Below are 15,088 nucleotides of genomic sequence, written 5' to 3' on the forward strand. Positions count from 1 at the left end.
TGCGCGTCGCTCAGCCAGAAAAGATCAGACATGTTTACCGCTCGTTTTCGAACGCTGAATCATATCGTTCAACAGAAATCAATGGGTCCTGAGCCCAGCAGAATGTGGCACCTGACCCGATCATTCGTCTCAAATTTTTAACTCTTTATAAATAGTATTTGCGTAAAAGGATGGAGGCTGAGCAGTGCCCACTAAACCCATCAAAGAACTGAAGCAGTAGGCAAAGCAGAGGTGTTCGCGATCACGGGTTTGCGTTCTCAATTGAAGTCAGAGCAGATACTAATTCTGCCATGTCGCAATGAGCTTAACTTTGAAGCAACGCCTCTGCTATTCTTACTAATTATGCGTATAACAACTTATCGCATCAGAAGCAGATCACGCCGCAGTAATTGATGTGCTTCATGCAGCATTTAGGTGACCAAATGTGGACCGTAGAATTCCCATTCACTACAAAGGAAGCAATTGAAGCCCTCAATGAAGACCCATCCCTATCTTACAATTTTATACTATCTGGCGCCCTAAAGGAAAGTCAATATTGCAGGAACGGATTAAGAAAATTAGTTGGGTATCATAATTTTTTCGACATTATTGAGTTTTGGTGGGTAAGAAATTACCCGGGATCGTCTGCAATCAAGAGAGAGGAACTTGAGAATATACTTGATCTGATTGCTGACATTCATTGGCTTATTAGCCGGGAGCAGATCAGAAACATCCAAGAGGGTGAGAGTATTTTTGACGAGTATTTAGAGGATATTTGCGCAGCAAGGAATACTCAAAGTAGCATTTTGACATTTAAAAATGAAGCCAAGAAAGTTTGGCGTTTTCATTTAGGTCTTCTTCAGGATTTAGAGGCCAAGGTCAAGCAGATCGCAAATATTTGATTTTAGGTTTTGACTCTGAATCACTGACCTGCTCCCCTTAGAGTCGGCGTTTATAAGTTAGCTCTGTTCAGGGTTTGGTCCTCTTCTGACCGTTAGTGATACTCCCGCGGGGTGAGGCCGTCGAGGCTCGAATGCGGGCGGTGATGGTTGTAGTCGTCACGCCATGCCGCAATCAAATGGCGGGCATGGCGCAGGTTTGGGAACAGGTGCTCGTTCAGGCATTCGTCCCTGAGGCGTCCATGGAAGCTCTCCACCAGGCCGTTCTGCATCGGCTTGCCCGGAGCGATGTAGTGCCATTCCACCGGGCGGTCCTCCTGCCACTTCAGCACGGCGTTCGACGTCAACTCGGTGCCGTTGTCGCTGACAACCATGCAGGGATAGCCTCGCATTTCGGCGATCCGGTCCAGTTCACGTGCCACGCGGACACCCGACAGCGAGGTATCGACCACGGTGGCGAAACAGATACGCAGATGATTGATGCCCCATTTTCTGAAAGCGCACCGGACAGCGCTCAGCATATGGCAAAAATGGGAGGGCCGTGGCCGCCTGATGGGCCTTGCCAAGGACGGGATGAACTCAAAGCTTAATCCCGTCGCGGATACGATTGGCCGGTCTGTGCGGATGTGTCTGACGGCTGGCCAGCGCTGCGATTACATCGGCGCACGGGCTTTGCTGAGCGACTTTCCCGAGACCAAACACATGCTCGCTGATCGTGGCAGTTGTGACGCGGATTGGTATCGCGAAACCCTCGCTGACAACGGAAATGCGCCCTGTATCCAATCTCGCAAAGGCTCCAAGGTGCCCATTCCTCGCGACGCGGAGCGAGACAAGAAGCGCCACATAATCGATAACAGCTTTGCCCTTCTCAAAGACTGGCGGCGCGTCGACATCCGCTACCACAAGTGCCCAAAAGTCTTCATATCGGCCTACAAATTGGCCGCCGTTGTCATGTTTTTTGTTATGAATCCTGACCCCAAGCGGATATGGCCTATGATACCACTTAAGAAGCAAGTTGACGCCCTTCATAGTGCGACGACATTGAGCCCCTTGGTTTGTGGCATCGCTCTTGAAGTCCATGCCTCCATCAGCTTGCGCCGTTTGTCGAATAGGTCAGAGCGCGCATAGGCGGCTTCGGCCTTGTCTTTGATTCCATGCGCCAGCGCGGCTTCGATCACTTCGCGCGGGAAACCCGTGGTTTCGCCCGCCCAATCGCGGAAGGTGGAGCGAAAGCCGTGGACGGTGATACCGTCTCGCTCCATGCGGCGCAGGACCGCCGTCATACTCATGTCTGAAATTGGCTTGCCTACCTTCGTTTCACTGGCAAAAACCAGCGCTGCATCGTCGCCCCTTGCACCAAGCAAGGCAATGACCGCATCGGTCAGAGGCACGCGATGTTCCTTGGCCGTCTTCATGCGCGCCGCCGGGATCGTCCAGATTCTCGCGTTCAAATCGACCTCTGCCCACGTCATGCCGCGTGTTTCGCCCGACCGCGCGGCGGTCAGGATAGTAAACGCCAGTGCCCGCGCCGCTATGCCCTGACGACCCGATAATTCAGTCATGAAATTGGCAATCTCCACATGGGATAACGCAGGGTGATGTTTCACGGCGCGGACCTTCTTGGGCTTTGGTAAAAGGTGATCGAGGTGGCCACGCCACCGTGCCGGGTTGTCGCCGGTATGGATGCCCAGCGCCGAGGCATAATCGATCACTGCCTCGATGCGCTGACGAACGCGGTTTGCAGTCTCAGGCTTTTCGGACCAGATCGGCGTGAGGGTCGAAATAACGTCGGCCGTTTCGATCTTGGCGACCTGCATCGCGCCGATTTTCGGAAATACGTAGGCTTCCAGCGTGGATGTCCATTGTGCAGCGTGCTTTACGTTCTTCCAACCGGGGCGCTTGCTTTCGATCAATTCCAGCGCGGCATCGCGGAAGGCTTTTGGCTTGGCCTGCCGTTTCTTGGCGATGGGGTCGCCACCCTCAGCAATCACGCGCCGCGCTTCCGCCGCCCGGTCGCGCGCCATGGCGAGGTTCACCGCTGGATAAGCCCCCAACCCAAGGTCGCGCCGCCACCCCTGCACCTGATAGCGCAACACCCAAGAGCGCGCGCCTGACGGCTTGACATACAAAAAAAGCCCGCGCCCGTCGCCGTGCCGACCCGGCGCTGCCGCTTCTACCTTTCGTGCACTCAAAGCCATATCATTCCCACATTTGTTCCCACGCTTCGTAGTGGTTTAGGGCGGGCGCGAACGAACTGCAATGGGAAGAGGCGGAACTTTCATACTATAAATCCACAAGTAATTTGAACGCACGTGAACCAAGAGAACCTCGACAAAACAGCAGTTCTACGGACTTCCTCTCCGCCACTTGCCCTTGCGAAAGTGTTCTCACCATCCGGCTGCGGCCGGAATTTTTCGTTGTTTTCGAGGGTTATGCGGGTGGGACTGCTAACCGGCCCACGCCCCGAAGAGCGCACACGCGGTCTCTCTGGGTTGATATTCTCCAGACCTGTTAACCGGCTCCATTCCGGTTAAGTGCGCCATGCAATTGATAAATAGGTGAAAGTTTTCTTTCTCTGCCCGCGCCGGTTCGCATATCCGAGCGGGCAGAAGATGGAACACACGTCGAACCCGCAGTTCCAGTCCGAAGGCCGGTTTACCGACCTGCTGCCCTGGTGCCCGATTTTTCGACCTGGTCTTCCCCAACCATCGCTGCAAGGCGCGCGAGTGCCGCGGAGACAATTCGGCCTTGGCCTTGTCTGCCAGCCGAGTGTCCGCGCGGCAGTGATACTCGCTACATCTGCGGGACTCGATCACCTCTCAGAGAAAAATCGACAACCTGCGCGATACGTTTCTGGCGTGTCACATCCGTTTTGGCCAACTTGATCCAGCGCAGAAGATTGCGACGATAGCTCTCGCCGGTCTGATCATAGTATGTCTTTGCCGCGGGCGATGCAGCCAAAGCCGTGCGAAGATCATCCGGTTCGATCAGCGCGTCGACATCCGCCCAGTAGTCCCAAAGACCACTCTGTTTTCCCGCCTCAACGGAAGCGAAGCCTGGCGCTTGCATGCGACCTTCTTTGATCAATCTTGCCGCCCGATCCTTGTAGCTCTTTGCCCAAGCCTGTCTGTGACGCGGGCCGATGACCTGCATCGTACGATCATCATCCAGTTTGCGTCGGATGCCATCCACCCAGCCGAACGAGATGATGGCATCCAGCGTTTCTTCGACGGAAACATATTTGTCACCAACGTGCTTTTTGTAGGTCACGAGCCATACGTTTTCAGTCTGACTGTGGTTCAGAGAGAGCCAGGCCCGAAGCTCCTGCGCCGACGCCACCTCGACCTTTTCAAACCGTTCGGTTGGAATGCCTTTGGTCATTTCAACGGTCCTTTCGCAGCATGCCCAGAATGACGTTCAGGTGACCGTCACGAAGATGTCCGACCGGGAAATGCTCATCCAGGTCATCGAAGGTGGAAAACATCTCTCTCGACAAGGACAGCGTCACAATTGGCCCGAACAGCATGTGAAAAAGCAGGCCCCGGTCCAGATCCTTGAATTCTCCCGATGCCTGACCGGCTTCGATCAGGTTCCAAACCAGATCTTGCTGAGGCGCGATATATTCTGAGTGGAAGGAGCGCGCGACATTTGGAAAGGTGCGTGAAACTTCTGCGATGAGCGGTGACATCCGACCCACGGACGACGAAATTGTGATGTCATAGAGAACGGTCATCGCCTCGGCTAGTTTTTGGCCCGCCGGTCTGTCTGCTTGCGCGATGATCTCCGTCAGAGCGTCCAGAGCACGTTGATATCCCGACGTGACGCACGCAACAAAGAGCTCATCCTTTCCATTAAAATGATGGTAAAGGCTTGCTTTCGTGATGCCACAACGTTTGGCGATCATACTCATGGATGTGCCGGCAAAGCCCTGCTCCAAGAACAAGTCAGTGCTTCGCGATATGATCTGAACGCGCCTATCCTCGGCTTGCATTTTTTCTGCCTGCTTCATTGACCTCGTTCTCACTTCGGCTAACTGCCCTACCGAACGGTTGGTAAGCAGTTAGGGGTATCGAATGCTGTCTCAAGTCAAAACCGCATTCCAAATCGCGATTGTCGCCAGTTTTGTGTGTAGTTCAGTGGCAGCGCAAGACATGGAGACTGTGGACGAGGCCCCGGTCTTTGTGCAAACGGCTGTGCTCGAAGATGAAGCCGCGGCGATGGCGCGGCGGTTTTTTGGAGAAGTCACTGCGCTCAAGACGGTGGATGTCTCCTTCCAGGTTGGAGGCTACATTGACGTTCTCGAAGCCCAAGAGGGCAGTTTCCTGCTCGAAGGAACCCTCATTGCACGCCTCGATCTTGCCCCGTTCGATCGCGCAGTGGCCCGTGCTGAACTGGCGCTTTCGCAGGCGGAGCGCGACCTTGAGCGCGCCGAGGAGCTTGCAACGCGCAACGTCGGCTCTCAGGTTCAGGCTGACAACGCACTGACCGCGCGTGATCTCGCGGCGGTCGCCCTCGCGGAAGCGCGTGACGCGCGGTCCGACGCCGAAATCCGCGCGCCGTTCGATGGGCTCGTCGCAGATCGCCTCGGCACGCCGTTCGTCACGATCGAACCGGGAGAGCCGATCGTTCGTCTCCACAATATGTCCGAGGTGCGGGTGGAATTTGACCTGCCCGAACGGCTGCTGGCGCAGATCGGCGCGCCTGAGGACATAAGCTTCAGGGGTTATCTCGCAGGGCAAGAAGCTCCCATACCGTTGGCATTCCGCGAGTTTCGAACGGAAACGAATGGCGTCGGTCAAAGCTACACGATTTCATTGGCCGTCGAAGAGGCCCCCAGCCAAAACCTTCTGCCTGGACGAACAATCACGGTCGAGGCCTCGGTTCCGCGACCGCAGGGCGTGGTCACCGTTCCTGCAACGGCGATCCATGTCGAGCCTGACGGAACGCAGATCCTGTTCACCGTAGAAGCGGAAAACGATACGCTGATCGCCCGCCGCCAGATTGTGGACGTGACCTCTCGGACGGGGACGCAATTTGACGTGACCGGCATTCCGCCACAAAGCGAGATCATCACCGTAGGCGCCCATCTGCTGACCGACGGCCAGCCGGTGCAGCGATATGCCGGCCTGACGATCGAGGGGCTTTGATCATGCAAATCGCGCGCTTTTCCATCGAACGCCCCCTCTACACATGGATCCTGATCCTGTTCTGCCTGTTCGGCGGCGCGGCCGGCTACCTGAGCGTTGGCAAGCTGGAAGACCCGGTCTTCACGCTCAAATCGGCGCTCATCATCACGCCCTATCCCGGCGCGACCGCTTCCGAGGTCGCCATAGAAGTCTCCGAGGTTCTCGAATCGGAAATCCAGCAAATGGACGAGGTCGATTTTATTACCTCGACCAATACGCCAGGATTGTCCGTGATCGAGGTTACGATACAGGACACTTATGACGGCACAGAGCTGCCGCAGGTCTGGGACGACATGCGCGACCGTGTCGCCGATGCGATCGGCGATCTGCCGGCGGGTGCCTTGCCGCCGACGGTGAATGACAGCTTCGGAGATGTTTACGGGCTGCTCTACGCGGTCACGGCACCGGGATATTCAGACGCCACAATCTGGGATATCGCCACTTTCCTGCGGCGCGAGATGCTGACAGTCGAGGGTGTCGCGAATGCCGAAGTGCTCGGCCTGCCGGAAGAGGCTGTCTTTGTCGAACCCTCAAGCGAAATCCTGACCTCCCTCGGGGTGCCGCCCGATGTGATTGTTGGCGCGGTTTCTGCCGCGGACGAGGTCGTCGCGACGGGCTCTGCCTCCAACGGCCGGCAGGACGTGCGCGTGCAGGCGCCTGCCGCTGATGACAGCGTTGGCGAGATCAGCGCCCTGACCTTCGGGTTTCAGGGCGAGGTGATCAATCTGACCGACGTGGCCGAGGTCTACCGCGCCCGCGTTGACGACCCGCGCCAGATCATCCGCCATAATGGGGTCGAGGCCTTCACAATCGGCGTGGCTGGCCTCACCTCCGAGAATATCGTCACGGTCGGTGCGCGGATCGAGGAGCGTTTGGCCGAAATCACGCCGCTACTGCCTTTGGGTGTGACGTTGGAGCCCATCTACGAGCAGCACCGCGTGGTGGACGAGGCCAACACCAGTTTCCTCGCCAGCCTCGCGATGTCCGTGGGTGTGGTCATTGCCGTCCTGGCCGTTTTCATGGGCTGGCGCGCAGCCATTGTGGTGGGCGGGTCGCTGCTGCTGACCGTGAGCTTCACCTTCTTCTTCATGAATATCTTCGACATCAAGGTCGAACGGATCAGCCTTGGCGCGTTGATCATCGCCATGGGGATGCTGGTGGACAACGCCATCGTGGTCGCCGAAGGCATGCAGGTCCAGATGCGGCGCGGGCGCAAGGCTGTCGATGCCGCCGCAGAAGTCGTGCGACGCACGCAAGTGCCACTGCTTGGTGCAACGATCATCGGGATCATGGCGTTTGCGGGCATCGGGCTGAGCCCGGACAGCTCGGGGGAGTTTCTCTTTTCGCTCTTCGCGGTGATCGGGATTTCACTGCTTCTGTCATGGCTGATCGCGGTCACTGTGACGCCACTCCTTGCCAGCTATTTTTTCAAAGTCTCAGCCGAAACGGACGCTAAAGACCCCTACGACACGAGATTTTTCCGTGGCTACGGGGCGGTCGTGCGCGGCGCGCTCTGGGCGCGGTGGCTGGTGATCATCGGACTGATCGGCGCAACGGCGGCAGGTGTTGGGGCGATGGGCTTTGTCAAACAACAGTTCTTTCCACCTGCCACGACGCCGCTTGTCTACCTGAATTACAAGGGCGCACAGGGCACCTCGATTACTGCGGCTTCGGATGATCTGCGCATTGTCGAGGACTGGCTGGCCAATCACCCATCCGTCGAGGCGGCAACAACAACCGTCGGTGGCAGCCTGACCCGCTTCTTGCTGACCTACACCCCCGAGGACCCGAACCCGTCCTACGGGCAAGTCGTCATTCGGGTGAGCGATCACACGCAAATACCGGCCTTGCGCGATGACCTGACAACCTTCGCTGACGCTGCTCTGCCTTGGGCCGAAACGCGGGTTCAGCAGATCATCTACGGCCCACCCGTCGGCGCGGATGTGGAATTGCGCCTGTCCGGTCCCGACCCGCGCGTGTTGCGACAGCTTGCCGATGAGGCACAAAGCATCTTCGAGACCGAGACGGACCTTCTGATGGTCGAACGCACGGACTGGCGCGAACAGGAATTGACCACGCAGCCGATCTTTGCGGTCGAGCGCGCCCGCGCCCTTGGGATCACGCGCAGCGATGTCTCGCAAACCATTGCCCTTGCGACCGACGGGCTGCGCGTTGGCACGTTCCGCGAGAATGACCGTCAGGTCCCCATCATCATCCGCACCCCACGCGATGAGCAATCGGGCGACGCCTATCTGTTGGATCAGCCAATCTACGCCCCGTCGTCCAACACCTATACCAACCTGACGCAGGTGCTGGACGGGTTTGACGTGGTTACGCGCAACACGTTGATCCAGCGCCGGAACCGCACGCCGACGGTGAGCGTGCAGGCCTTCAGCGTGCCAGATAGTCTTCCCCCGCAAGCCTTCGGAGAGGTCCGCGCCGCGATCGAGGCAATGCCCCTGCCCGCAGGCTACCGCATGGAATGGGGTGGTGAGTTCGAAAGCGCCGGCGCCGCGCAGGAAAGCCTTGGCAAGCAGATGCCGCTGGCCTTTGGGATGATGCTTCTGATCACGGTCTTGCTGTTCGGCAAACTGCGCCAGACCGCCGTGATCTGGACTGTGGTGCCCATGGCCGTGACCGGCGTTGGTCTGGGCCTGTTGTTCACCAACCTGCCCTTCAGCTTCACCGCGTTGCTGGGACTCCTCAGCCTATCGGGTATGTTGATCAAGAACGCGATCGTGCTGGTCGAGGAGATCGACGCGCAAAAATCCGAAGAAGGTTTGCCCCAGTCCGAGGCGATCGTTGCCGCATCCGTCAGCCGTTTGCGCCCCGTGGTTCTGGCCGCGGCCACGACAATCCTTGGCATGGTTCCGCTGCTCAGTGACGCGTTCTTTGCCTCCATGGCTGTGTCGATCATGGCGGGGCTTGGTTTTGCCTCGATCCTGACCCTCATCGGCGTCCCTGCCCTCTATCACACCTACTTGCGCCGCGAACGGCGCGCGGAAAAGCGCGCCAAGGCCGAGACGGAAAAGGCGGCAGGCGGCGCACCCAAAAGACGCTTCCGCGTGTTTGGTGGGACCAAGGATCAGCCCCCCATCGCCGCAGAATAGACGTCCAAACCCCTCTTTGATTTTCGAAGGAACACCAGATGAAAGCCCTCTTTTTTGGCTCCATTGGGAGCGTGGTGGAAACATCCGAATTACAGCGCCAAGCGTTCAACCAGGCCTTCAAAGAGCATGGGCTCGATTGGGTCTGGGAAAAGCCGGATTACGCCGAAATGCTGAAATCATCCGGCGGTGCGAAACGCATCGCGGCCTATGCTGAAGACCGTGGCGAGGAGGTCGACGCAAACGCCATTCACCAGCGGAAAAGCGCGATCTTCCTCGAACAGCTTCAAGCTGGAACCAAGGCACCGCGCGATGGTGTCCTTGACCTGCTCAAGCACTGTCAGGCGCATGGGCTGAAGACCGGATTTGTGTCGACGACCGAACCCGCGACCATCGAGGCCATATCAGCCATTCTTTTCGGGCAGCGCGTCCGGAGTTTCGACGTGATGACCAGCCGGGCCTTGGGCCTCGATCCGAAACCCGCGCCTGATGCGTATCAATTCGCGCTGGATCGGTTGGGATTGGCGGCCACGGACGTCCTCGCCATCGAAGACAACCTCGACGGGGTGACATCCGCAAAGGCCGCGGGCTTGTTTGTGGTGGCCTACCCCGGAGAGTTTGATGACCCGAAGGATTTTGCTGAGGCAGACCATGTGGTGAAGGGCTCTCTTTTTGAAGAGGTCGTCCCGTTCCTCGAAAACGCAAAAGTCGCAACATGAACGTTCAGCACGCTTTCGGTCAGATCATCTCGGCCCCGATGGACACGGAGGCGGTTCGCAAGGCGGCAGCAGAATATGGCGTTGTCAAAGTCGATGCCGAGAGCGCAACGGTCGCCGAATTCGCAGCCTTCATGGAAACCCTCGGGCCGCCAATGTTCACCACCGGGGAAACGCCCGCGCCGGACTTTCCGATGCTCAACGTGGTCAGCAATGTGGGCCGGAAAACGAAGCCCAAAAGCGTGTTTCATTCAGACACGACATATGTCGCGCGCCCGCCATCGTTTTCCGGCCTCTATGCCGTCGATGTCCCCGAGGCGGGCGGTGCCACCCTTTTTGTCGACCAGTCCAAAGCTTACGACCGGTTGCCGGCCACCCTGAAGGAACTCTTGATCGGTGCGACCGTGCATCACCGCGTCACCGGGGTTGATCTGCCCGAGGGAGAAGAGGCCGAGGCCCGGCATCCTGTTGTTCGACGTCACCCGGACACAAAACGCATGGCACTCTATCTGACGACGCCAGCGCGGCTATCCGATTTGCGGCTGCGTGATGGCACAGATCGAAGCGATCTGATTGAGTTTCTCTACGACCACTCCATCAGAGGCGCGCCGACGCACCGGCATCACTGGTCGAAAGGTGACATCCTTGTGTGGGACAATCGCTGCACCCTGCATGCCGCTGATCATTCCGCCGTCCTTGGGGACCGTGTGCTGTATCGAGCGCTCGTCCGGGGCGAGGCGCCCGCCTGAGTCCCATAAAGACGCATTTCGCAAATGAGCCCGCCGTAAAAAAACTGGAGCGATGCCATGACAATGTTTTCCAAGGATGCCTTTGCATTTCTTCGCGAGCTCACCGCGTCGAACAACAGGGAGTGGTTCAACGCCAACAAATCCCGCTATACGAAAGAGCTTGAGGCGCCGTTCGCCGCCTTGCTCGAAGCGCTCAGCAACCGGCTGCAGGATGCCCGTCGCCCATTGAGCGGCGGTAAATCCACCATGTTCCGGCCCAATCGGGATATTCGTTTCAGCAAAGACAAGGCACCCTACAAGACCAATGTGTCGGGGCTATTGACGCCGTCCGGCACCAAATCCGAGGTTGCGGCTTTGCTTTATGTGCATCTAGAGCCCGGCGGCGGTTTTGCGTCTGCCGGGTTTTATAATCTCTCCCCCAAGCAACTCATGCCTGTGCGGGATGCCATGATCGAGCGCGCCGATACCTTCGACGAGGTGCTTTCCGCCCTCGACCAAGCGAACCGCAAGCTCGCATCCGGCCATGAGCTGACCTCGATGCCGCGAGGATACGCAGAACACGCGGCCCATCGGCATGCGGATCACATCAAACGCAAGAGCCTTCTCGTGACCCAGGAGCTTTCAGAAACCGACTGGACCAGCGGCGATGTGATCGACCACATCGAGAAGCTTGCGAGAGATGCCATGCCGCTTCTCACTTTCCAGGATCCGGCTCGGGCAGGCTGACGCGCTCTCACCACAAAACCAGCGTTCCAAGAGACAGCGAAAGACGTGAGTTCTGGCCTCCACCAGTCCGTGTCGAAGAGGGGCTGTGACCGATGGCCAAATCCTCGGGTTTCTTGGCGTTTGTCTTCTGCCACATCGTCCCTGAACAAGCTGGCATCGACGGCGAAGACATGACCACCGACGCCCCCTTCCGAGACGCAGCGCGCTATAGTCGTCTCGAACACATGGCGGAGCAGATCGCTTGCACGGAAACGGCCATGTCTGGTCTTCGAGACCGTCGAATGGGCAAGAACTCGATCAGTCAGATCGAGATGGCAAAACCACCGATACGCCGAGTTCAGAGGCACCTCTCTGCAGAGCCGTCGCTCGCACCGGAGGCCAAGACAAGACCCACCCCGCAGCATCCGGATCAGCCACTCAAGGCCGATGGAAGAAGGGCCAGTGTGGCCGAAAAACTCCGCCAGATCGGCTCGGACGCTGTGCGGACCGACGACCCGATCAAACAAGCGCAAAAGGCGATCTTGCAGAACAAGGTCTTTGAGCGACAACGCGTCAAACAGCGCCGCCCGCACTAGCTTGCTTGGGTCCCATGATCGCCAATCCCTCTCCCGCAGGGGAAACTGTATCAGCCAGCCAACCTCGTTCAAGCCGGAGCTCTTGAACAAAATCCGCCCTGACGCGACCTTCACGCAGGGCAGAGCGAGATGCGATCATTCGATGCATCAAAAATCGCCGAGTGAATGCGCTGCCGAAACTGTGCCGTTGCAGATCACTCTGAAACTTCTCAGCCCCGATGCATGGCCTCGACCTTACTCGGCGATGCAGTCGGCGAAATATTGAACTTCGCCATGCTGGCCGACCTCGAGCAGCAGACCATGGATGTCTGTTTCGAAACCAGGGCACTCGCGCGCAAATTCGCGGTTGAATCGAAGATACTCCACGATATCCGCACTGAAAATCTCGCCGGGAATGAGAAGCGGGATACCAGGCGGATATGGCGTGACGAGGCTTGAGGTCACGCGACCTTCGAGATTGTTGATCGCGACCCTTTCGGTCTTCCGCCGGGCAATGTGAGAAAACGCCTCGGAGGGCGACATCGCCGGACGGTGATCGCCGAGATAGATCTCGGTCGAGAGCCGGGCCACGTCATATTTCGCATAGAGCTGGTGGACATACTGGCACAGGTCCTTGAGCCCCATATGCTCGTAGCGGGGTTGCTTCGCGCAGAATTCGGGCATGACCCGCCAGAGCGGCTGGTTGCGGTCATAGTCGTCCTTGAATTGCTGGAGCGCCGCGAGAAGCGTGTTCCATCGTCCCTTTGTAATGCCGATCGTAAACATGATGAAGAAGCTGTAGAGGCCGGTCTTCTCGACCACCACGCCATGTTCGGTCAGGTATTTTGAGACGATGGAGGCCGGGATCCCGCTCTCTTCGAAACGCCCGTCGATATTGAGCCCGGGCGTAATGATCGTCGCCTTGATCGGGTCCAGCATGTTGAATCCGCGCGCCATGTCGCCGAAACCGTGCCACGCGTCCTCCCCCGAGCTTTCGACAGCCTCACTGTCGGTTTTCTTCAGCTCCCAGTCTTTGGCGTGGCCGATACCATCTTCTGCCAATGCGTCGGGGCCCCAGACCTGGAACCACCAGTCATTGCCGTATTCCTCGTCGACCTTGCGCATCGCACGACGAAAATCGAGCGCCTCGGTCAGACTCTCCTCGACCAGCGCCGTTCCGCCCGGCGGTTCCATCATCGCTGCCGCAACGTCGCAGCTCGCGATGATCGAGTATTGCGGGCTGGTCGACGTGTGCATGAGGTAGGATTCATTGAACAGATGCCTGTCGAGCTTGGTGGTTTCGGAATCCTGCACCAACACGTGGCTGGCTTGGCTGATCCCAGCCAGGAGCTTGTGGACCGATTGGGTGGCATAGGTCACTGAATGTTTGGTGCGCCCGCGCTTGCGTCCCATGGCGTGATAGGTGCCGTAAAACGGATGGAATGCTGCATGCGGCAGCCACGCCTCATCAAAATGCAGCGTCTCCACATAGCCGTCGAGCATGCCCTTCACCACCTCGGTGTTGTAGAGAACACCGTCATAGGTCGATTGCGTGAGCGACAGGATACGGGGATTCACCTTTTCGGCGTCGACACCGTCAAGAAGCGGGTTCGCCCGGATCTTTGCCTTGATGGCCTCCGGCTCGAACTCGGATTGCTGGATCGGACCGATGATGCCCCAATGGTTGCGCGTGGGTTTGAGGAAGATGGGGATGGCACCCGTCATGATGATCGCGTGCAGAATCGATTTGTGGCAGTTCCGGTCGACGATCACCACATCGCCCGGGGCGACATTATGGTGCCAGACCATCTTGTTGGAGGTCGAGGTGCCATTTGTGACGAAGAAGCAATGGTCGGCGTTGAAGATCCGTGCCGCGTTGCGCTCGGATGAACCGATGGCCCCGTTGTGATCCAGAAGCTGGCCCAGTTCCTCGACCGAGTTGCATACGTCGGCACGCAACATGTTCTCTCCGTAGAACTGATGATACATCTGTCCGATGGGCGATTTCAGAAAGGCGACCCCGCCCGAATGCCCCGGGCAGTGCCACGAATAAGAGCCGTCCTCGGCATAGTCGATCAGCGCCTTGAAGAACGGGGGCTGGATCCCTTCGAGATAGTTCCTCGCTTCGCGGATGACGTGACGGGCGACGAATTCGGGCGTGTCTTCAAACGCGTGGATAAACCCATGAAGCTCACGCAGGATGTCATTCGGCAGGTGGCGCGAGGTCTTGGTCTCGCCGTAGACATAGATCGGAACCTCTTCGTTTTTCGCGCGCACCTCGTTGATGAAGCTGCGAAGATTGAGCACCGCAGGATCGAGGTCGGGGCCGGGGCTGAACTCCTCGTCGTCGATCGAAAGGATAAAGGCGGACGCGCGGCTTTGTTGCTGGGCGAACTGCGAGAGGTCGCCGTAACTTGTGGCACCCAGCACCTCGAACCCTTCCTGTTCAAAGGCTTCTGCCAGCGCGCGAATGCCGAAGCCAGAGTTGTTCTCGGACCGGAAATCCTCGTCGATGATCACGATCGGGAAGCGAAATTTCATCGGTCTGTCCTTGACAAGAAATGCGGGTGAAACCCTTGTCTAAGTCCCGAAGGGCAACGTCAAGGCCGCGCGTGACCAAGGGCAGACCCCTTCACCCGAGCAGTCAATCCATGCTTGGCCCATTGGTCGATGCGGCCCGCAACCGACAGTCACCCAAAGCGCCGCAGACGGCCGCCCTGCGCCCTTCTGTGGAAAAACAACGTCTGGCTGGCTCAGACAATGGCGCACGGATCAGCGCGCGAGGGCCGTTCTGATTGAGTTTTTCGCATATGCTGCAGCGCAGGAAAGATCTCCGCCAGCTTGAGGGAGATCCGCGCGGCGGCGGCGAGCAGCCCTGCATGGTTCGCACCGCTTGGGCCGGGTAATCCAACAACGCAGGTCTCCATATGCGGATTGCAACGTCTGCTTAAAGGGCAAGAGCCGGCACACAGGCTCCGCGGGGGGGCCTTGGACGTGTCGAGCGTGGGATCAAACATCTGCAAGCTGGTCAATCCGCGTTTTCATCGGAGGCCCGAGGCTCTCTCGCGGTGCGGGAGGAGGCCGTTGGGCGAGACCGAAACGGCCATGCACAATCCATGCACAACGCATGCACATTCCATGCGCATGCGCGATGCGGGAGCCGTTGGCACCG

General features: G+C 58.2%; 11 protein-coding genes and 2 pseudogenes. 6 read left to right on the forward strand and 7 right to left on the reverse strand.

Annotated features, from left to right (window positions below):
* Positions 1 to 401: 401 nt before the first annotated feature.
* On the forward strand, positions 402 to 881 hold the full coding sequence (locus tag J1C49_RS20750; protein ID WP_227447750.1) for a hypothetical protein: 480 nt from the start codon (positions 402 to 404) through the stop codon (positions 879 to 881).
* A gap of 92 nt (positions 882 to 973) precedes the next feature.
* Here the strand turns inward: J1C49_RS20750 and J1C49_RS20755 are convergent.
* From J1C49_RS20755 to J1C49_RS20775, 5 genes and pseudogenes are all read right to left on the reverse strand, one after another.
* Positions 974 to 1,348, reverse strand: a pseudogene (locus tag J1C49_RS20755) (integrase core domain-containing protein); the annotation flags it as partial.
* A 109-nt stretch (positions 1,349 to 1,457) separates the two neighbouring features.
* The gene (locus J1C49_RS20760; protein WP_227447751.1) at positions 1,458 to 1,907 is read right to left on the reverse strand and encodes a hypothetical protein; all 450 of its coding nucleotides are present in this window, start codon (positions 1,905 to 1,907) and stop codon (positions 1,458 to 1,460) included.
* Positions 1,904 to 3,076, reverse strand: coding sequence for a site-specific integrase (locus tag J1C49_RS20765; RefSeq protein WP_227447752.1), 1,173 nt, complete (start codon positions 3,074 to 3,076; stop codon positions 1,904 to 1,906). Before J1C49_RS20765 ends, J1C49_RS20760 begins: the two co-directional genes overlap by 4 nt.
* A gap of 595 nt (positions 3,077 to 3,671) precedes the next feature.
* Entirely contained in the window at positions 3,672 to 4,259 is a 588-nt protein-coding gene (locus J1C49_RS20770; protein WP_227447753.1) for a YdeI family protein, read from the reverse strand.
* Between the two features lies 1 nt (position 4,260).
* Positions 4,261 to 4,887 carry a TetR/AcrR family transcriptional regulator gene (locus tag J1C49_RS20775; RefSeq protein ID WP_227447754.1) on the reverse strand — a complete coding sequence of 209 codons (627 nt, stop codon included), beginning with the start codon at positions 4,885 to 4,887 and terminating at the stop codon, positions 4,261 to 4,263.
* A 142-nt stretch (positions 4,888 to 5,029) separates the two neighbouring features.
* On the opposite strand from J1C49_RS20775, the gene J1C49_RS20780 reads away from it, so the two are divergent.
* The 5 genes from J1C49_RS20780 to J1C49_RS20800 all read left to right on the forward strand — a co-directional run bounded on the left by J1C49_RS20780 (position 5,030) and on the right by J1C49_RS20800 (position 11,362).
* Positions 5,030 to 6,025: an efflux RND transporter periplasmic adaptor subunit gene (locus J1C49_RS20780; RefSeq protein WP_227447755.1), complete on the forward strand. Its 996-nt coding sequence runs from the start codon at positions 5,030 to 5,032 to the stop codon at positions 6,023 to 6,025.
* Positions 6,026 to 6,027: 2 nt separating this feature from the next.
* Entirely contained in the window at positions 6,028 to 9,174 is a 3,147-nt protein-coding gene (locus J1C49_RS20785) for an efflux RND transporter permease subunit (protein WP_227447756.1), read from the forward strand.
* 38 nt (positions 9,175 to 9,212) lie between these two features.
* The gene (locus J1C49_RS20790) at positions 9,213 to 9,890 is read left to right on the forward strand and encodes an HAD family phosphatase (protein ID WP_227447757.1); all 678 of its coding nucleotides are present in this window, start codon (positions 9,213 to 9,215) and stop codon (positions 9,888 to 9,890) included.
* Entirely contained in the window at positions 9,887 to 10,636 is a 750-nt protein-coding gene (locus tag J1C49_RS20795; RefSeq protein ID WP_227447758.1) for a TauD/TfdA family dioxygenase, read from the forward strand. Before J1C49_RS20790 ends, J1C49_RS20795 begins: the two co-directional genes overlap by 4 nt.
* Positions 10,637 to 10,699: 63 nt before the next feature.
* Positions 10,700 to 11,362, forward strand: a complete 663-nt coding sequence (locus J1C49_RS20800) for a DUF2461 domain-containing protein (RefSeq protein WP_227447759.1) — start codon at positions 10,700 to 10,702, stop codon at positions 11,360 to 11,362.
* Between the two features lie 134 nt (positions 11,363 to 11,496).
* Here the strand turns inward: J1C49_RS20800 and J1C49_RS20805 are convergent.
* Together J1C49_RS20805 and J1C49_RS20810 are read right to left on the reverse strand one after the other, a co-directional pair.
* Positions 11,497 to 11,934: pseudogene (locus J1C49_RS20805) on the reverse strand (transposase); the annotation flags it as partial.
* A gap of 237 nt (positions 11,935 to 12,171) precedes the next feature.
* Positions 12,172 to 14,457, reverse strand: coding sequence for an arginine/lysine/ornithine decarboxylase (locus J1C49_RS20810; RefSeq protein WP_227447760.1), 2,286 nt, complete (start codon positions 14,455 to 14,457; stop codon positions 12,172 to 12,174).
* Between the last annotated feature and the right edge of the window lie 631 nt (positions 14,458 to 15,088).

This window comes from Cognatishimia sp. F0-27 (assembly GCF_020667845.1).
In the GTDB taxonomy this organism is placed as follows: domain Bacteria; phylum Pseudomonadota; class Alphaproteobacteria; order Rhodobacterales; family Rhodobacteraceae; genus JAFMPQ01.